Source organism: Neptunomonas sp. (assembly GCF_041601355.1).
Lineage (GTDB): Bacteria > Pseudomonadota > Gammaproteobacteria > Pseudomonadales > Balneatricaceae > Neptunomonas.
Genome location: NZ_JBFIIH010000009.1, coordinates 1 through 18,878 on the forward strand (window position 1 = coordinate 1; position 18,878 = coordinate 18,878).

Annotated in this window: 17 protein-coding genes; 11 read left to right on the forward strand and 6 right to left on the reverse strand. The window is 48.2% G+C overall.

All coding sequences use genetic code 11. From position 1 onward, the window contains the following. The first annotated feature begins 293 nt into the window (after positions 1–293). From ABY436_RS02670 to ABY436_RS02705, 8 genes are all read left to right on the forward strand, one after another. Positions 294–734 carry a MaoC family dehydratase gene (locus tag ABY436_RS02670; protein ID WP_372737482.1) on the forward strand — a complete coding sequence of 147 codons (441 nt, stop codon included), beginning with the start codon at positions 294–296 and terminating at the stop codon, positions 732–734. Between the two features lies 1 nt (position 735). Further along, on the forward strand, positions 736–1,281 hold the full coding sequence (locus ABY436_RS02675; RefSeq protein WP_372737483.1) for an isochorismatase family protein: 546 nt from the start codon (positions 736–738) through the stop codon (positions 1,279–1,281). Positions 1,282–1,370: 89 nt separating this feature from the next. Then, positions 1,371–2,582, forward strand: coding sequence for a sensor histidine kinase (locus ABY436_RS02680; RefSeq protein ID WP_372737484.1), 1,212 nt, complete (start codon positions 1,371–1,373; stop codon positions 2,580–2,582). Beyond that, positions 2,575–3,210, forward strand: coding sequence for a response regulator transcription factor (locus ABY436_RS02685; RefSeq protein WP_372737485.1), 636 nt, complete (start codon positions 2,575–2,577; stop codon positions 3,208–3,210). Before ABY436_RS02680 ends, ABY436_RS02685 begins: the two co-directional genes overlap by 8 nt. Before the next feature lie 21 nt (positions 3,211–3,231). Then, positions 3,232–3,852, forward strand: coding sequence for a guanylate kinase (gmk, locus tag ABY436_RS02690; protein WP_372737486.1), 621 nt, complete (start codon positions 3,232–3,234; stop codon positions 3,850–3,852). A 59-nt stretch (positions 3,853–3,911) separates the two neighbouring features. Beyond that, entirely contained in the window at positions 3,912–4,124 is a 213-nt protein-coding gene (rpoZ, locus tag ABY436_RS02695) for a DNA-directed RNA polymerase subunit omega (RefSeq protein WP_090730111.1), read from the forward strand. A gap of 84 nt (positions 4,125–4,208) precedes the next feature. Next, entirely contained in the window at positions 4,209–6,317 is a 2,109-nt protein-coding gene (locus tag ABY436_RS02700; protein WP_372737487.1) for a bifunctional (p)ppGpp synthetase/guanosine-3',5'-bis(diphosphate) 3'-pyrophosphohydrolase, read from the forward strand. A gap of 272 nt (positions 6,318–6,589) precedes the next feature. Beyond that, positions 6,590–7,903 carry an HDOD domain-containing protein gene (locus ABY436_RS02705; RefSeq protein WP_372737488.1) on the forward strand — a complete coding sequence of 438 codons (1,314 nt, stop codon included), beginning with the start codon at positions 6,590–6,592 and terminating at the stop codon, positions 7,901–7,903. Here ABY436_RS02705 and ABY436_RS02710 read toward each other — a convergent pair. Beyond that, complete coding sequence (locus tag ABY436_RS02710) at positions 7,900–9,825, reverse strand: ATP-binding cassette domain-containing protein (RefSeq protein ID WP_372737489.1); 1,926 nt, start codon at positions 9,823–9,825, stop codon at positions 7,900–7,902. The genes ABY436_RS02705 and ABY436_RS02710 overlap by 4 nt on opposite strands. A gap of 23 nt (positions 9,826–9,848) precedes the next feature. On the opposite strand from ABY436_RS02710, the gene ABY436_RS02715 reads away from it, so the two are divergent. Further along, entirely contained in the window at positions 9,849–10,355 is a 507-nt protein-coding gene (locus ABY436_RS02715; protein WP_372737490.1) for a TIGR02444 family protein, read from the forward strand. 111 nt (positions 10,356–10,466) lie between these two features. Further along, the gene (locus tag ABY436_RS02720; RefSeq protein ID WP_372737491.1) at positions 10,467–11,162 is read left to right on the forward strand and encodes an FKBP-type peptidyl-prolyl cis-trans isomerase; all 696 of its coding nucleotides are present in this window, start codon (positions 10,467–10,469) and stop codon (positions 11,160–11,162) included. Positions 11,163–11,268: 106 nt separating this feature from the next. Here ABY436_RS02720 and ABY436_RS02725 read toward each other — a convergent pair whose 3' ends face one another. Beyond that, positions 11,269–12,249 carry a WD40 repeat domain-containing protein gene (locus ABY436_RS02725; protein ID WP_372737492.1) on the reverse strand — a complete coding sequence of 327 codons (981 nt, stop codon included), beginning with the start codon at positions 12,247–12,249 and terminating at the stop codon, positions 11,269–11,271. A gap of 24 nt (positions 12,250–12,273) precedes the next feature. After that, positions 12,274–12,747: a sigma D regulator gene (gene rsd / locus ABY436_RS02730; protein WP_372737493.1), complete on the reverse strand. Its 474-nt coding sequence runs from the start codon at positions 12,745–12,747 to the stop codon at positions 12,274–12,276. Between the two features lie 162 nt (positions 12,748–12,909). Between rsd and fliL the strand changes: the two genes are divergently transcribed. Then, entirely contained in the window at positions 12,910–13,314 is a 405-nt protein-coding gene (gene fliL, locus ABY436_RS02735; RefSeq protein ID WP_372737494.1) for a flagellar basal body-associated protein FliL, read from the forward strand. Positions 13,315–13,340: 26 nt separating this feature from the next. Here fliL and gshA read toward each other — a convergent pair whose 3' ends face one another. The 3 genes from gshA to pyk form a co-directional block, all read right to left on the reverse strand. Beyond that, a complete protein-coding gene (gene gshA, locus ABY436_RS02740; protein ID WP_372737495.1) occupies positions 13,341–14,906 on the reverse strand; it encodes a glutamate--cysteine ligase in 1,566 nt (521 codons plus the stop codon). A gap of 81 nt (positions 14,907–14,987) precedes the next feature. Beyond that, positions 14,988–17,273 carry a Tex family protein gene (locus ABY436_RS02745; protein ID WP_372737496.1) on the reverse strand — a complete coding sequence of 762 codons (2,286 nt, stop codon included), beginning with the start codon at positions 17,271–17,273 and terminating at the stop codon, positions 14,988–14,990. Between the two features lie 141 nt (positions 17,274–17,414). Continuing rightward, a complete protein-coding gene (pyk, locus tag ABY436_RS02750; protein ID WP_372737497.1) occupies positions 17,415–18,851 on the reverse strand; it encodes a pyruvate kinase in 1,437 nt (478 codons plus the stop codon). Positions 18,852–18,878 lie beyond the last annotated feature (27 nt).

The following is an 18,878-nucleotide window of genomic DNA, read 5'->3' on the forward strand; positions in this document are numbered from 1 at the left end:
TCACTGAGATCTGCCGATAATTTCAATTCTTCGAGTGATGCCCGATTATCTGTCGCCTCTCTCCACGCGTAGCGTAAATGTCTGAATGTACGTTCCAGAAAGCCGTTATTTGATGGCGTTGTCATGCATCACCTCGTGCTTGTGAGCAGAGATTGAAAAGGGTTTTGCTCATTAATTAATCATAAGCTAGCAAAATAAAAACACAAAACCAAGTAAAAACCCTTGGTTTTGTGATAATAAAGCATTAGCGTAGAGGGCATCCGAATTTAGAAGGACGAAACAGAGAGGATTTAATGCAGGAATTACATGGTTTTTATCTTGAAGATCTGAGCATCGGACAATCTGCAAGCTATGCAAAAACGATCACTGAAGCGGATGTTGTATTGTTTGCCGGTATTTCGGGTGACGATAATCCCGTACATATCAATGCGGAATATGCCGCCCGGACGATGTTTAAAGATCGCATTGTGCATGGCATGTTCAGTGCTGCATTGATCTCTGCTGTATTGGGAACGCGTATGCCTGGCCCCGGTGCTATCTATGTTGATCAGCAAATTAGCTTTAAAGCGCCTGTTTATATCGGCGATACTGTGACAGTCACAGCAACAGTGATCGACATTAACCTTGAGCGACGTCGTGTTACTTTGGAAACGATATGCAGCGTAAAAGGAAAAGTGGTTGCTCAGGGTGTGGCGACTAATATGGTGGACCGTCGTCCTGTAGAAGGAAAATAATATGATGCTACAAAAAGAGAAGTCGTGCCTGATGGTGATTGATGTTCAGTCACGTTTATTACCGGGCATTTATGAAAGTGAAAAGTTGGTACAGTATTGCGATTCGTTAGTTGAATTGGCGCAGGCGCTGAATATACCCGTGTTTGGCACAGAACAGTATCCTGAAGGTGTTGGCCCAACGGCAGACGGGCTCCGCGAGCGTGTTGGCGCAGATAACTTCACCGCTAAGACTTTCTTCTCGTGTGTTGATGCGCCGCAGTTTCAGGATAAGTTGAAAACGATCACGCAGGATCAGGTTGTCATTTGTGGCATGGAAGCCCATGCCTGTGTGCTGCAAAGCGCAATGAGTTTTCAAGCCATGGGTAAGCAGGTATTTGTGGTGGCCGATGCGATATCAGCCCGTAATCCTAGAGATACTGAGTACGCCATCGCGCGTATGCGTGACGAAGGCATCAAAATTATTACCCGTGAGATGGTTGGATTTGAGTGGTTGCGACGCTCGGATGCAGAGGGTTTTAAATTGTTCAGTAAGAAATTTTTGCGTTAATACAGAGCAGAATAAAGGTCAGCGAATCGTTTTGAATTCAGCTGAGCAGGCCTGCACTGTTTGCTTGTTAAATTGTTATGAGAGGGGTAGTGATCGTAAGTCAGAAGAAAGCACTCATTAAGCCTAAAGGCCCCTGTCAGCCATCATCGGCTACAGGCACCCTGACCGATGATGCAGAACGTAACAGGTTGCTGGCGGAGATGGCTGAGCAGTCTACCGATATGATATCGCGCCATACACCGGATGAGTGGCGCTTCATCTATGCTTCGCCGGCGGTGGAACATTTGCTGGGGTTTAGTGTTGATGAGATTGTTGGTATGTCTGCTTATGAGCTATATCATCCGGACGATGTTGAGGATTTTAAGCGCCGCAGGCCCAGCGTATATTACGAAAAAGGTTTTTATACCCACACGTACCGCTTTCGCTGTAAAGACGGTCACTATACCTGGTTGGAAAGTACCAGCCGTTCTATTCGGGATGTGTCGACAGGTGATTTAAAAGAGATTCTTGTGGTTTCTCGTGATGTTAGCCGTCGAATTGAAACAGAAGCGCGCGTATTGCAATACCAAAAAGAACTCAATCGTGCATCACGTTTGGCGGCGATGGGTGAGATGGCCTCAGGTCTGGCTCATGAACTCAATCAGCCGCTGACGGCGATTGTTAATTATGCTCGCGGAACTGAGAGGCGCCTGAAGGCAACACCTCCTCCGACACTGGAGGAGCTCTCTCCCATTTTGCAGCGCATCACTTCTACGGCACTTCGTGCTGGTGGCATTCTACATCGGATGATGGATTTTGCCCGCAAGCAGGAGCCGCTACGAGAGCCGCTGGACCTGCATCAGCTCATCGATAATCTGATCGATTTTTCTGCTGGTTCGGCTGTTCAGCACAACGTGTTATTGGAGAATTTCACGCCCGGTGATTTACCGCCGGTGCTGGCTGATCAGATACAGCTTGAGCAGGTGTTTCTTAATTTATTGTTGAATGCGATTGAGTCCAGTCATTCAGAGCCGGATCATACGCCACGAAGGGTGTGGATAGACGCTTCTCTGCAAAACCGCGATCAGGTTATAATTTCCGTTTTCGACCAGGGGGACGGATTCTCTGATGATAGTGAGCGATTGTTCGAGCAGTTCTATACTACCAAGCCAGCAGGGTTGGGGATGGGACTGCCGATCAGTCGTTCATTGGTGGAAGCACATGGAGGTCAGCTGACGGCTGAGTGTCGGCCTGAAGGTGGGGCGGTGTTTCGGGTCATGTTACCATTGGGGCTGAACGCGGCTAAGGATTTGAATGCATAACGAACCTGTACAACATGTTTTTGTCGTCGATGATGATGCTGATGTTCGCGATTCGTTGAAATGGCTACTTGAATCCGTTGGTTTTAAAACCGTAATTTATGACTCGGCTCAGGACTTTCTGGAAAACTGTTCTGCTGATACACAAGGGTGCATTCTGATGGATGTAAGAATGCCCGGCATGAGCGGCTTGAGTGCGCAGAAAAAACTCTGTGCGCGTGACATCTCACTTCCGCTGATTATGATCTCCGGGCATGCTGATGTAGATATGGCGGTAACGGCGATGACGCAGGGGGCGTTAACCTTCTTGCAGAAGCCGTTCAGTGATCAGGCGCTGATTGATCATGTGCAGCAGGCGTTATTGTTGAACCTGAATAACTGGAAGCAGGCTGCGCAAATGCAAGATATACGCGTTCATTATCAAAGTCTTACTAAACGTGAGCGTCAGGTATTTGAAGGTGTTGTAGTCGGGCATGCGAATCAGGAAATAGCAGATTGGCTGGCTATTAATCGTAAAACTGTCGAGGGCCATCGTGCGAATATGATGGCTAAAATGCAGGCGAATTCATTGTCTGAATTGATCCGGATGTCTGTTGCGCTGGGTCTGGTAAAAAGTTTCGGACAAAATTAAATCGTTTCAGAGAATCAAAAGATGAGCGTTAAAGGCACACTGTATATTGTTTCGGCTCCCTCTGGAGCAGGTAAAACCAGCTTGGTTAAAGCGCTGCTTGAACAGGATGCGCAGGTGCGGGTGTCGGTGTCACATACGACACGATCGATGCGTCCGGGTGAGCAGGACGGGGAGGACTACAACTTCATCACAATGGAGCAGTTCGATGCTTTAATTGCAGAAAATCTTTTTCTTGAATACGCCGATGTGTTTACCAACAAATATGGCACTTCGCGGGTTTGGGTTGAGGATGAGCTCAGTCGTGGAGTGGATGTTATTCTGGAAATAGATTGGCAGGGTGCACAGCAAGTGCGGGCACTGATGCCAGATGCCGTTTCCGTTTTTATTTTGCCGCCGTCCCAAAAAGAGTTGCGTAAGCGTCTCACCGGCCGTGGCCAGGACGGCGCCGAAGTGATTGATCTGCGCATGTCCCAGGCAGTTAATGAGATGGCGCATTACAATGAGTTTGATTATGTGGTGATAAATGATGATTTCAACACTGCATTAGCGCAATTGCAGGCCATATTAACCGCGCAGCGGCTCCGGTTGGAGGTGCAGCACGCACAGCATGTTGATTTGCTGAATGATCTCTTGTCAGCATGAGTGGTCTGATGTAAAATTTTCGGTCCTTCGTATTTTACAATTTTTTTGGGGTTTTAAGCATGGCTCGTGTCACAGTTGAAGATTGTCTGGACAATGTAGATAACCGTTTTGAGCTGGTTATGGTTGCGGCAAAGCGTGCGCGTCAGTTAGCAACAGGCGGAAAAGAGCCCAAAGTTGATCGTGAAAACGATAAAGATACTGTTGTTGCATTGCGTGAAATTGCGGAAGGTTTGGTCGACCGGTCTATTCTTGATGATCTCGGCAAAAGATAAGTACTACATTTTTTAATCGGGCATTGTTCCATCTGGAAGCTTTAGTGAGTAAATTATTGCTAGCGCCGATGTACTGGAGGAATGATGCCGACGATTGATTCCCTTTCTGACCGATTAAACGAATACCTGGATCTTCAGCAGATCAAGGAAGTTCGTCGTGCTTATTTCTATGCAGAACAAGCGCATGATGGTCAGCGTCGAAAAAGTGGCGAGCCCTATGTGACTCACCCTTTGGCTGTTTCCAGTATTCTTGCGACTATGCATATGGATCATCAAAGCCTGATGGCAGCGATGTTGCATGATGTGATTGAAGATACCGATATCAGTTATGAGGGCATTGAAAACCAATTTGGTACCTCGGTAGCCGATATTGTCGATGGTGTCTCAAAGCTGACGCATCTGGAGTTTGAAACCAAAGCAGAAGCGCAGGCCGAAAACTTTCAGAAAATGGTCCTGGCCATGGCGGAGGATATCCGCGTTATTTTGGTTAAACTGGCCGATCGTCTGCACAATATGCGCACTCTGGGTGCGATGCCTCCTGAAAAACAGCGACGAATTGCCCGCGAGACCATGGATATCTATGCACCGGTAGCCGCTCGTTTGGGCATGCGTGATATGCAGGTCGAGCTTGAAGATCTGGCATTTCAGTCCTATTACCCGATGCGAGCTAAATATATTCGTCGTGCTGTTGTGCAGGCGCGTGGCCAGCGCAGAGATATGATCAGCTCTATTGAAGAGGCTGTTCGGCAGCGGCTTGAGCAGGAAGGGTTGCCCGGTGTTGTCTCTGGACGCGAAAAACACCTGTATAGCATTTACCGCAAGATGAAAGCGCAGCGTAAGTCTTTTGCGGAGATCATGGATGTCTTTGCCTTCAGAATCGTCACGGATACTGTTGATGAGTGTTATCGGATTCTGGGCGCTATCCATAATTTATATAAGCCTGTTCATGGGCGCTTCAAAGACTACATCGCTATCCCGAAAGCGAATGGCTATCAATCGCTGCATACTGAGTTGTTTGTAGCGCGTGATGTCACCATAGAAGTGCAGATTCGTAACCGCGAAATGGATGCGGTTGCCTCATTAGGTATTGCTGAGCACAGCCATTATAAAGTCTATGGTGATTCGGACAGTGCAGTGGGATCGTATAACCGTGCCCGTAAGTGGGTGCTGGGTCTGCTGGAGATGCAAAAACGTGCCGGTGACTCCATGGAGTTTATCGAACACGTTAAAAAAGATCTCTTCCCGGATGAAGTTTATGTGTTCACACCCAAAGGACGTATTCTTGAGCTTCCCCGAGGCGCTACGCCTGTCGATTTTGCCTACGCAGTACACACCGATGTGGGTAATTCCTGTGTTTCTTGTCGAATTAACCGTCGTTTAGCACCGTTATCCGCGCCATTGGAAAGCGGTGAGACGATTGAAATCATTACGACCCGCAGTGCCCAGCCCAACATGGCATGGCTGAATTTTGTCGTGACGGGTAAGGCGCGTTCAAGTATTCGTCATTTCCTGAAGAACCAGCAGCGGCACGAATCCGTTGAGCTGGGACGTCGTTTGCTGAACCAGTTTCTCGGCCATTATGGTATTTCGGTTGATGAAATAGATGCTGAAAAGCTCAATGCTGTACTGGAGTGTGCTGATTTTGAGTCTATTGATGACCTGCTGGAAGATATCGGCATGGGAAATCGTATGGCCTATGTAGTGGCGCGAAAGCTCAAGCCTGATGAAACATCCGGTGAGTCGCTTAAGGGACAAAAACCCATTGCCGTGCAAGGTACAGAAGGGTTGGTAATCCAATACGCTAAGTGCTGCTATCCGATTTTTGGTGATCAGATTGTTGGCCATATTAGCAGTGGTCGGGGGCTGGTTGTTCACCGCACTGAGTGTCGTAATATTCGTTATATGCGCGATGATCCGGAAAAGTGTATCTATCTGGAGTGGTCGGATGTGATGGATGATGAATTCACGGTGATGCTGAAGCTGGAAGTTGCTTCTCATCGTGGCATCATTGCTAGTCTGGCGACAACCGTATCGACAACCGGAGCGAATATCCTGAGAATTGATATGGGTGAAAAAGAAGGGCAACTGGCTACCGTCGATATGGAAATTGCGGTGACGGATAGGATACATTTGGCGCGAACCATTAAGAAGCTAAGGGCATTACGTGCTGTTAGTCGCGTTATACGTGTTTGATACAGCCGTGCGGGAAAGCCGAATCTGGCCATTTTGGATCCTGTTTTTCGTGGAATAGAACTACTATTCGCCTCTGAACAGAATCAAAACTGTCTCAAGTCGATCTTCCCCTCGCTACGACCGGTCAAGTCCGACAGGCTCCAGAATTTTCTTGTAGTATTTAAAATTTAAAATAGTGTCGCATTAAGTGACTAATTGAATGTTTTGCCTATACTCTAACTGTAATGTCGTTGAATGTTATGAATTAGTCAGCTGTGATGGGAGGGAGCACATTGGCCATAGGCGTAAATACATTAGAAACTGATGCAGGCAGCAGCAACTTTGCCCGATTAGTCTTACTGCACGATAACATTGGTAAAGTGCTGGTTTTGCTCCCGGCAGTTAAGTTGCTCAATCTGGTGAGCATCTGGCGGGAAACTGAGCGTCATCTGCAGCCCGTTAAGGGTGATGATGTCAGACGGTTTTTTAGTCAGGAAACTTTACGCACAAAAGAGGGGCAGCGTAAGCTTTTCTCTTTGCCTGTCTTTGTTGACGATGCTTTTGAATGCCAGGATGTGCTGGATGTGCTGGAGCCCTATAGCGGCTTACGTTTTAGTGCTGATCGCTCATGGTACATCGCTAATATGCGCTCCATACGTTTGGGGTTAAGTGCTTCTGATATTGATAGAGCGCAGCCAAAAGGCGATGATGAAGCGGTGATTTCCCATGCGGTTGAGCGTTTTACTGCCCTTAGAATTCGTCAGCGTCTTGAGGATACTCTGGGGTTGCCTAGTTTGGCGCCGACCACTCAGAAAATTATTATGCTACGTTCTGACCCTGCTGCCGGTGTAGATCGTTTGGTTCCTGTGGTTAAAGTCGATCCGAGTTTGTCGGCACAGGTGATGAGTTGGTCTGTTTCACCTTATTATGCGGCACCTGGCAGTATTCAATCCATTGATGATGCGATTATCCGGGTGCTGGGGTTTGATCTTGTGGTGAATCTGGCGTTAGGTATCGCGATGGGTAAAACACTGACCCTTCCTGAAGATACTCCCAGAAATCAAACACCGTATTGGCAGCAAGCAGTGTATACAGCCACCTTGGCTGAGCGGTTAGCTAAAAAAATGGAAAGCAGCATCCGGCCAAAACCCGGACTGGTGTATTTATCAGGTCTGTTGCATAATTTTGGTTATATTGTACTCGCACATCTGTTTCCGCCACACTTCTCACTATTGTCCCGCTATATAGAAGCCAATCCGCATCTGCGTCTGGACTACATAGAAAAGCATATCTTGCATGTAACGCGAGAGCAGGTAGGCGCGTGGCTCATGGAAAGCTGGTCGTTACCCGAAGAAGTTTATAATGGTGTCAGATACCTGAACGAGCCATTGAACCCTAACGCAGGGGTGTATGCGCAGATCGTCCATCTGGCCAATCATGCACTCCGTCTCAAAGGTTGGGCTGACGGTCCGCTTGAGAAGGAGTTTAATACGGATGTGCTGGCGCTCACGGGGCTCTCTCAGCAACAGGTGATGGCTGAAGTTGAAGGGATGGAAGCAGATTCAGGGGTTCTGAAAGAGTTTACGCAATCACTCGCGAGTCATTAATTGATCGCGAGTGCCAGTTCCAGCGTCTCCAGATTTTCCAGTTGCTCCATCCACTGCGTTTCTGTGTCGTCTATCTGCTGTTTTAGCTGAGCTTGCGAGTTCAGCGTTTCTTTCAGTTTCTCTTTGTTGGCTGCTTCATACAAGCTGCTGTCACCCAATTCGGTTTCAATTGAATTAAGCTTGGCATGCAATGTTTCCAGCTGCTTTTCCAGTTTGTTTGTCTGTGCTTTCAGCGGGCTGAGTTTTTTGCGCAACTCGGCCGCTTCACGTTTTTGTGCTTTGCGCTCTGTCGCCGATAAAGAGCGGTTCTCGCGGGTTTCTGTTTCGTTACTATTATTTTGTTGCTCGCTACGACGCTGTTCTGTCAGCCATTTTTGGTAGTCGTCCAGATCTCCGCTGAACTCTTCAACTTTGCCGTTCGCAACCAGCAAGAACTGATCAACGGTATTTCGCAACAAATGACGATCATGTGATACCAAAATGACAGCGCCTTCAAATTCCTGCATGGCAACTGTCAATGCATGACGTACTTCCAGATCAAGATGGTTAGTAGGCTCATCAAGTAGCAGCAGGTTTGGTTTTTGCCACGCAATCAGCGCTAGTGCTACGCGTGCTTTTTCGCCGCCTGAAAAGCGTTTTACCGGTTCCAGTGCATCGTTACCCATGAAGCCAAAAGAGCCAAGGTAGTTACGTACTTCCTGATCAGTCGCTTGAGGAGAGAGGCGCATGATATGCAGCAGAGGGGATGCTTCTAAATCTAGCGCTTCCAGCTGGTGTTGTGCGAAATAACCTACCCTGAGGTGTTCACCTGAATAGCGTTCGCCGCTGAGCTGGGCTAAATCACCCACTAATGTTTTGATCAGCGTCGATTTGCCGGCGCCGTTCGGGCCGAGTAAACCGATACGCGAACCCGGTACTAATGTCAGGGATATGTTTTTCAGTATCGGGCTGGCTGCATAACCACAGTCAGCTTCGCGTATGGATAATAAGGGGTTAGATACCTTGTCGCTGCTGTAAAAATGGAAAGTGAAAGGGCTGTCGATATGGGCTGCCGATATTTGCTCCATACGTTCCAGCTCTTTAACCCGACTTTGTGCTTGTTTCGCTTTTGATGCTTTGGCTTTGAAGCGGCGGACAAACTGCTCAATTTCAGCAATGCGCTGTTGCTGCTTTTCGAATTGAGCTTGTTGTTGTGAGAGACGCTCTGCTTTAGCGCGTTCAAACGCACTGTACTGACCTTTATAAAGAGTCAGCTGCTGTTGATACATATGTGCGATATGGGTGACAACCTGATCCAGAAAGTCGCGGTCATGCGAGATCAGTAGCAGGGTTCCCGGGTAGCTCTTCAGCCATTGTTCAAGCCATAGCGTCGCATCGAGATCCAGATGGTTAGTCGGTTCATCCAACAGAAGAATATCTGAGCGGCACATTAATGCCTGGGCGAGGTTAAGGCGGATTCTCCAGCCGCCAGAGAGTGCTTTGACCTCTTTTTGCATATCTGCAGGAGTGAAGCCTAAACCCGCCAGCAGCTGCTGCCCGCGAGCGGAGGCGCTGTAGCCTTCAATCGCATCGAGTTCTGCGTGAAGTTCGCCCAGTTGGTCATTTGCACCGTTAGCCTCTGCCTGTTCAAGTGCGTGCTGAATGCGGCGTAATGCCTTGTCACCATCCAGTACATAGTCCAGCACAGTGCGATTAATCGCCGTGACTTCCTGCGCCATATGGGCAATAGTAAGATGCGGCGGCAGGTAGCAGTCGCCGGCATCCGGTTGCAGCTCTCCCAGCAGCAGTTTGAACAGGCTGGATTTACCTACGCCATTGGCGCCGATAATTCCTACCTTCCAGCCGGGATAGATGGTTAAGTCGGCTTGCTCTAGTAAAAACTGAGTGCCACGGTGTAAGCTGAGTTTAGATAACTGAATCATAGGCGCGAGATTCTACCATAGCTATGCAATTACAAAATCCTCTTTGGGCATTTGCGTTAAAATTTTATTCATATTCTGAGGTGGAGGAGTGTTGCCTGGCTCTGCAGAATGAATATGGAATGAGTATCAATCGCTTATTATATGCCGCGTGGCTGGCGACGCAGCATAAATTGCTGGATACAGCGGCGCTGCAGCAGAGCTCAGCTCAACACTGGCAGCATGAGATGACACACCCGTTAAGGGCATTGAGATATCGGGTGAGAAACATACGCGCCGATGAGCCTGTTTTGGATGCCTTCTATGTAACGATGCGAAAGGCAGAGCTTGAGGCCGAGAGAATAGAGTTGGCGTATTTGTATGCACTGGCGCAAAGCTGGCCTGAAGAAGTGGGCTCGATTGAGCTCTTAATGAAGGAAAATGTAAAACGCTTGCTTGCAGAAGATAGCACTTCAGCCGATACGGAGCTTGTGCCTGCTGGCCAGCGTAATTTATTAGCCTCTTTTTGTCGGTACATACTTATCAGTACATAACTCACTATAGAGTGGCGAGAGGATAAGATTGGCATCTCTTTGAACTTTACGGTTTAATCGGGCACTAACGCTGTAACAAACTCTTATATGTGTAAATCCAAGGGAAACAGAATGAAAAAAACATTACTGGCCATGGCTGTGGCAAGTTCTTTAGTTGTAATACCGGCGGCTCAGGCAGTTGAATTGGAAACTGACAATCAGAAGGTAAGCTATAGCCTGGGTTTGGTATTGGGCGAAAAGCTGAAACTGGACCTTGAAGAGATGGATCTGGATGCCTTTCATAAAGGCATCAAAGCGATCTATGAAGAGACAACGCCATTAATGGATTCACAGCAAGTCGGCGAAACCATGCAGGCTTTCCAGATGAAGAAGATGGAAGAGCAGCGTCAGGAAGTGGCTAAGTTAGCTCAGGCGAATCTGGATGAAGGCCAGAAATTCCTGGCTGAAAATGCTAAGAAGTCCGGTGTCAAAACGACTGACAGTGGTTTGCAGTATGAAGAAACGCAAGCGGGCACCGGTAAACAACCAACGGTCACAGACACCGTTAAAGTTCATTATCGCGGCACCCTGATTGATGGTACTGAATTTGACAGCTCTTATGCACGTGATGAGCCTGTGTCTTTTCCTCTGAATGGTGTTATTCCGGGTTGGACTGAAGGTTTACAGCTAATGAAAGAGGGGGGCAAGGCCAAATTAGCAATCCCTGCTGAACTCGCTTACGGTCCTGGTGGTATGGGTAATGCGATTGGCCCAAATTCAGCGTTGTTGTTTGAAGTAGAGCTGCTGGAAGTTAATCCTGCTGAGTAATTTTTAAGAAGTGAATTAAATAAATGGCCGCTGATGCGGCCATTTTTATAGTTTTTATTTGAGGGTGCTGATAGACAGTTCTTATGTGTACTTCGATAAATAGCGTTTATTTAAGTATATTCATCACACCGTTAGAGCCGATGGCATAATATTCGCCTGGACCGAAACCAACTGCATAGATACTGGTGCTGGTTGGGCCATAAGGGTCGCGTTTATGGGCACGCCAGCGCTTAAGTTCACTTCCTGAGCTGCTATCCCATAGTTGAATCAGCCCCGCCGCAGTACCTGTTAATAACTGATCGCCATTCTTGGAGAAACGTGCTGCAACATAACTCAACCGTTTAGGGAAAAGGCCGGCAGTACTTGATAATGTATGTTGTATCTCGCCTGATTGCGTGTCCCAGATAATCGCGGTATCCAGATTACTTGCACTAAAGGCTTTGTCTCCGTTAGGGCTCAAAGCGACAACATCGATCACATTATTTAAGGAGATTTGATGTATAGCTTCACCGCTTTGCATATCCCATACGGTTGTCTTGTAGTCATCTGAGCCAGTGAGTGCCGTAAGCGTATCGGCACTTAGGTCGACACTTCTGACGCGCCCTTGATGGCGTAGCGTGCGACGTATACCGCCATTTTTTATATCAAAATAAACGGCTTCGTGGTTTGCTAATCCGAGTAATGCGAAATTCCCGTCTGCTGCAATGGCCAGATCCAGAATTTCGCCGGGTGAACTCCAGAACCATTCTGGCTGTCCGGTTAAGGTATGCCAGAGAACCAGATCCTGTTGATTGGCTGTTACTGCGAAGTTTGCCTCAGGCGAGAAACCCGATTCCGCAATGATAGAGCGTTCATCTTTGCGGTGATTCCAGTCAAACAGCCGTGCATTTTTCTGAATATCCCATAAACTACCCCCTTCATCCTGAGAGCCTATTACGGCGTAATGGCCGTCCAGCGATATATCGGCGCTGTATGCTCCGAGTGTAGTGTATTCATATACAGAGGAAGGTGAGTTAGCGCTATCGCACGCAGCTAAAGCGCTCGCTATAAGGGGGATGAGTATCAGCCTGTGGGGCTTTTTAAGCATAGTTATATATTCCCCCGGTTCGCATTAAGCCTCATCCATGACAGTGTCGCGGTGTGATGTGTGTAAAATCTCTATCAGCTGATCTTCGAGTGCAAAGCGTTCTTCCAGGTTCTCTCCCAGCTTGGAAAGCTGAAAAGAAAACTCCCTGATCTGCTGCACAGTCGGGTTTTTCAGCGAAGCATAAGCATCATTAAAGTCCAGAGCGATGTCCGTCGTGGGTTGAATGCGTGGGAATATTTTCTGGGCTTCTTCCAGACCACCATCATTGAATTCGCTGCCTTCATGTAACAGTTTTTCATACACTTCAAAATGACCTGAGGACAAGTAGTCCATCATGGATGTACAGAAAAATTCTACATGGTTTTCAATATCCCTGACCTCGACATTTGGCAGCGATACGAATTTACTGATCAGCTTTTGTCTGTGTTCCAGCCATTGATCAATAATATCGCTGATACCTCCCCAGCGTTCGCGTGCACTTTCGCATTTTTCCAACATGATCGAATCCTTATTCGTTAATATAATTCAATACTAATCCTAAGCGACTTTCAGGTGCAATAGAGATCAAACCTGGCGTAGTCTGAATTGGCGGTTATACTTATCTGATATGACTTGTCTCAACTCTTATACAACCCATATCTCAACCGGAGCCTTGACGCTATGCTACTACGTTTTTTCGCCATTGTTTTTTTTAGTTTGTGGTTTCCTGCAACATGGGCAGCAGACGAAGAACAACCGGTTTCTTCTGATTATATAGGATATGTTGAGCTCAAGCCCTTTATTGCTAATTTTGGAGGGCCGGGAAAAATCCGCTTTCTCAAGTGTGAAGTAACGGTTCAGGTGGGGTCGGAAGCGGCGAGCTATGCGATTAATCATCATATGGCGAATGTTCGCAATGATTTGGTATTTCTGTTCAGTGCGCAGACAGAAGCTGATTTAGAAACCGTTGAGGCGCAAAAGGTGTTGGCAAAGAAGGGGCTGCAACTGATACAAAAATTGCTGGTTGAAGAAGAAGGCGAGGGGATAGTAACCGACCTCTTCTTCACCAGCTTCGTTATACAGTAGTGCCTGGCAGAATATCGGCCAGCCTGCTAGCTGGCCAGGTAGTCCGCTAAATATTGATCGAAGTCCACTGTATCGCCGGCTTCGATCTCTTTTTGCAATTGTGTTGATATACTGACTTGCTGCGTTAGTGCCTGTTGTACGTCGCTGCTTAAGGTGGAGCACATAAAGGTTTGTCTGTGTTCCGCGCTTTTTTTCAGCAGCCATTGTGTGTGGCTTAAACCGCTTTCTTTGAGTTCCTTTAACACCTGTGCAGAGGGGGTCAGCGAAACATCGTCGAGCTTGGCTTGCTGGGCAGTGATCGCCAGCTGGTAATCACGGCTTTGGTGAAGGTTGTCAAGCAACTCTGCCGTCATCTGAACCTGTTCAAGTATGCTTTTACCCGCCTGTTGCAGTGATACGGGCCCGTCGGGTGTTTCCAGCATCAGGCCTGGTTTACGCCCGCAAGTGACGACTTTCTCCAGATTGTCGCTGATCATATCGCATTCAATCTCACTGATTTCATCATCACCCATTAACAGACAGCTGATCAGAAATGCATCCAGAAATTTGGATTGCTGTACATCAATGCCTGTCGGTAAAAAAGGGTTGATATCGGTGTTACGTACTTCGATATACTCGACGCCACGTTGTTGCAGAGCATGCAGAGGCTTTTCTCCGGCATGAGCAACACGCTTAGGACGAACATCACTGTAATATTCATTTTCAATCTGCAGGATGTTGCTGTTTATCTGTTTATAGTGCCCATCAACTTTAACCCCGATCTTTTCATAAGCAGGATAAGGCGTATGAATCGCCCTGTGCAGTGAGCTGATATAGGTATTCAGGTGATTGAAGCAGATGTTCAGAGAAGACTGGGCTTTGTTCGAATAACCCAGATCACTCATGCGCAGAGAGGTTGCGTAGGGCAGATACAGTGTATGTTCCTGTAATTTTTCAAGGTTATGCTTCTTACCATTTAAAAATGAATCGCAGAGGGCCGGTGAAGCACCGAAGAGGTAGAGTAGTAACCAGGAGTGGCGACGAAAATTTCTGATCAGGCGAAAATAGGAGGCTGATCGGAAGGTTTGCAGTGAATCGGTATTTCCCTGTTGCGTTTGTAGCGCCTGCCAGAAGTTGTCTGGAAGAGAAAAGTTATAATGGATGCCAGCAATTGTTTGCATCATTTTACCGTAGCGGTGTTCAAGACCCACGCGGTAGATATGTTTTAGCTGACCAACATTGGATGCGCCGAAACGGGCTATAGGGATATCTGCCTCATTATTGATGTGGCAGGGCATACTGCCGCCCCATATCAGTTCATCACCTAAATGCTGGTAGCTGAAACGATGCAGGTTATCCAGGAAGTTGAGAGCGGCTTCTGGTGTTTCAAAAACCGGTGTAATGAATTCCAGTAATGATTCTGAATAATCGGTTGTAATCGTGCTGTTGGTCAGTGCAGATCCCAGCCCTGCAGGATGGGCAGTCTGTGATAATTCACCTGAACCATCAACACGTAAACCTTCTTTTTCAATGCCATGTAGCACGCCTTTTAAGTGGACGTAATGGCCGCTGGAAACCAATTGTTCAAGCTGTTTTTTCAGAACGGATGCCAAAGCTTAGCCCTTCCTGGATGATAAAATGGATAGCATTATAACCAGACCTTCCCTCAGAAGGCACAGAAACAGTGCGTTGCATTATTTGATTTTAAATCCGGCTGCTTTTAAGCCCGCCGCCAGCCCGTTATTTGTCTGCATACTTTGTGGCTTTTTTTCTGCTGCAGGCGATGCCGGGAAGGCGGTCCGGGCTTTTGCAGGTACGGGTTTCTCCACTGTGGCATGGCTTTTCATCGACAACGCAATACGTCGTCTGGCTTCGTCCACTTCGGTTACATGGACCTGAACAATATCGCCGGTTTTAACAATAGAATGCGGGTCTTTAACGAACTTATCTGCTAATTGTGAAATATGCACCAGTCCGTCCTGATGAACGCCGATATCAACAAAAGCACCGAAGTTCGTCACGTTGGTGATAACACCCTCTAGTTGCATACCGATTTGCAGGTCTTTGAGTGTTTCTACGCCCTCTGCGAACTGCGCAGTTTTGAATTCAGGCCGTGGGTCTCTGCCGGGCTTCTCCAGTTCGGCGATCACGTCATTGACGGTATATTCACCATATTGATCGGAAATGAACTGTTGTGCAGAAAGTGTCTTTATTAAGGTGCTGTTACCGATAAGTTCAGCCGTTTTGCAGCGTAGCGTTAACGCCATTTTATCTACCAGAGGATACGCTTCAGGGTGTACTGCCGAATTATCCAGAGGCTGTTTACCGTCGCGGATTCTGAGAAATGCGGCGCATTGCTCAAAAGCCTTGGCGCCAAGACGAGGCACTTTGAGCAACTGTTTTCGATCCGTGAAGCGTCCTTGTTTATCCCGGTAGTCAATGATGTTCTGCGCGGTGGTGCGGTTTAATCCGGCCACCTGTGATAATAACTCACAGGAGGCGGTGTTCAGGTCAACACCTACATGGTTCACGCCATCTTCAACAACATTCTCCAATGACCCCGCTAAGGCTTTCTGGTCGACATCATGCTGATATTGTCCCACACCAATAGCCTTTGGTTCGATTTTTACCAGTTCGGCAAGCGGGTCTTGCAGGCGTCGGGCGATAGATACAGCGCCCCGGATAGTGACATCCAGATCCGGAAATTCGCGACTGGCTAATTCGGAAGCAGAATAGATGGAAGCCCCCGCTTCATTGACGATCACAGCAGTTAGGTTGAGTTCAGGGTGGCGTTTACTGAGCTCTTTCACCAGTTGCTCGGTCTCCCGGGACGCGGTGCCGTTACCGATACTGATCAGCGAGACCTTGTGCTTAGCGGCGAGCTTGGCCAGCGTGCTAACGGACTCATCCCACTTTTTATGCGGAGCGTGCGGATAAATATTGCCATGATCGAGTAATTTTCCGGTGGAATCGACGACGGCTACCTTAACGCCGGTTCTGAGGCCAGGATCAAGCCCCAGAGTTACTTTCTGTCCGGCGGGGGCGGCTAGCAGCAAATCTTTCAGGTTGCGCGCAAAAACGGCAATCGCTTCGGTTTCAGCCTCATCACGCAAGCGTTTAAGCAGATCGTTTTCAATCTGTTTGTGCAGTTTCTGGCTCCATGTCAGCTCAACGCAGTTCTGCAACCATAGCGCGTGAACTCCTTTGCCTGCAGGGATGTGATTTTGTGCAGCGATGGCGTTAATAGGTTCTTTAATCATTGCTTCTGGCGGAAGCAGCGTGATTTTCAATTCGCCCTCTTTATTGCCACGAAACATCGCCAGGGCGCGATGTGATGGCATATTCCGGATCGCTTCCTGATGGTCGTAGTAGTCACGGAATTTACTATTGTCCGATGCTTTGCCGCGGGCCACGCTGACATTGATAATGCCGTTATGCCATAACCAGGTGCGTAATCGCTCCAACAGTTCTGCTTGCTCTGAGAACTGTTCAATCAGAATCTGTTGTGCACCGGCTAATGCGGCGTCTGCATCCTCGATCTGTTTTTCCAGATTAATAAAGGGGTAGGCGGCTTGTTGAGGGTCACACGGGGTGTTCAGCAGCTGTAAGGCGAGAGGTTCCAGCCCGGCTTCACGTGCCGCCTGCGCTTTAGTGCGGCGTTTGGGGCGATAGGGAAGATATAGATCTTCGAGGCGTACTTTGGTGTCTGCTGATGCGATAGCGCTGGCGAGAGCCCCGGTTAACTTGCCCTGCTCTTTTATACTGCTCAAGATGCTTTGTTTGCGGCTATCGAGATCCCTGAGATAATCAACTCTCAACGCCAGCTGGCGTAGCTGAATATCATCAAGCGCGCCGGTTACTTCTTTGCGATAACGGGCAATAAAAGGAACGGTGGCGCCTTCATCCAGTAAAGTGATGGTTGCTGAAACCTGTTGTGGGCGCACCCCTAGTTCCTGAGCAATTTGAGCAGCGAGATTCATAAGGCTTTCCGGTTGTTTGGCGGTTCAGTGAAAGTGGAAGATTATCAGTTAAAACACAGTATGCTTATAAGATTCAAATAAAAACGGAGGCGCGGGCCTCCTTAAATCAAATAGCTGTGTCAGACAGTATGTTGAGGTTTGCTAAGGAACCTGTAACACCTGCATCGAGTTAGTACGACCATTTTCGCCGATAGTAGCGCCGCGAGTCAGTATGATCAGGTCTCCACTGTTAAGCAGCTCTTTGGCTTTTAGTCCGGCAAGAATCTCATCATTTAAACGAGACTCCTCGACGCTGGTCGCATCGAAGAACATGGCTTCTACACCACGATACAGTGCCATACGGCGCATGATGCGATCATGGCGGGTGAGTGCGTAAATAGGTAATCCTGAGCGGATACGCGACATCCAGCGAGGTGTTGATCCGGATTCTGTCAGGCAAATAATTGCTTTGATACCGATCAGATGGTTGGCGGTATACATAGCCGAGCGGGCAATGGTTTCATCTATGCGGTCGCTGTGCTGGGTAATACTGGTGACGCTCGGACGTGCGGATTGGTGGCGTTCGGCCCCCTGACAGATTTCAGTCATCGATCTGACGACTTCAATCGGAAAATCCCCGGCCGCTGTTTCTGCCGAGAGCATGACGGCATCGGTGCCATCGAGTATCGCATTGGCGACATCAAATACCTCGGCACGTGTCGGCATTGGGTTTTTGATCATGGTCTCCATCATTTGTGTGGCAGTAATGACGGTACGGCTCAATTCGCGGGCGCGATTGATAATATGTTTTTGCACGCCAATTAACTGCGCATCACCAATTTCAACGCCCAGGTCACCACGGGCAACCATGACGCTATCGCTGGCGAGGATGAGTGCATCCAGCACTTCATCATCGGCTACCGTTTCGGCGCGCTCTATTTTGGCAATGATCTCGGCACGACAGCCTGCTGCTTTCAAGAGTGTCCGGGCTTCGTCTATGTCGGCTGCCGAGCGAGGGAAAGATACAGCAACGTAGTCCATGTCCAGTTCTGCAGCGACCAGAATGTCACGTTTATCTTTATCAGTCAGGGCGGCGGCAGATAAGCCTCCGCCTTGTTTGTTAATACCTTTATTGTTGGACAGAGGGCCATTGAGTAAGACTTCTGTTTCGACGCGTGAGCCGTTGACCTTGAGTACTTTAAGTTGCATCCGGCCATCATCCAGCAGTAAAACGTCGCCGGGGAGGCAGTCCTTTGGCAGCTCTTTATAATCGAGACCAACCTGATGCTGGTCACCGGCTGTGCTGGAGAGTTCGCCATCCAGCGTGAATAGATCGCCGCTTTTTAACTCAATTCGGTCTGTTTTGAATTTAGCAATGCGGATTTTAGGGCCCTGCAGGTCACCCATGACAGCAACCACCTTACCGATGCGCCGTGCTGTTTCCCGCACGGCTTGCGCACGCTGACGATGGTCGTTAGCGGTGCCGTGTGAGAAGTTCAAGCGTACAACATTTACACCAGCGCGAATTAATGCCTCGAGCACGCCTGGCTTATCTGTTGACGGTCCTAAAGTAGCTACAATTTTAGTACGTTTCAGCATAAGGTATCTCGGTCATCTTTACTTAAT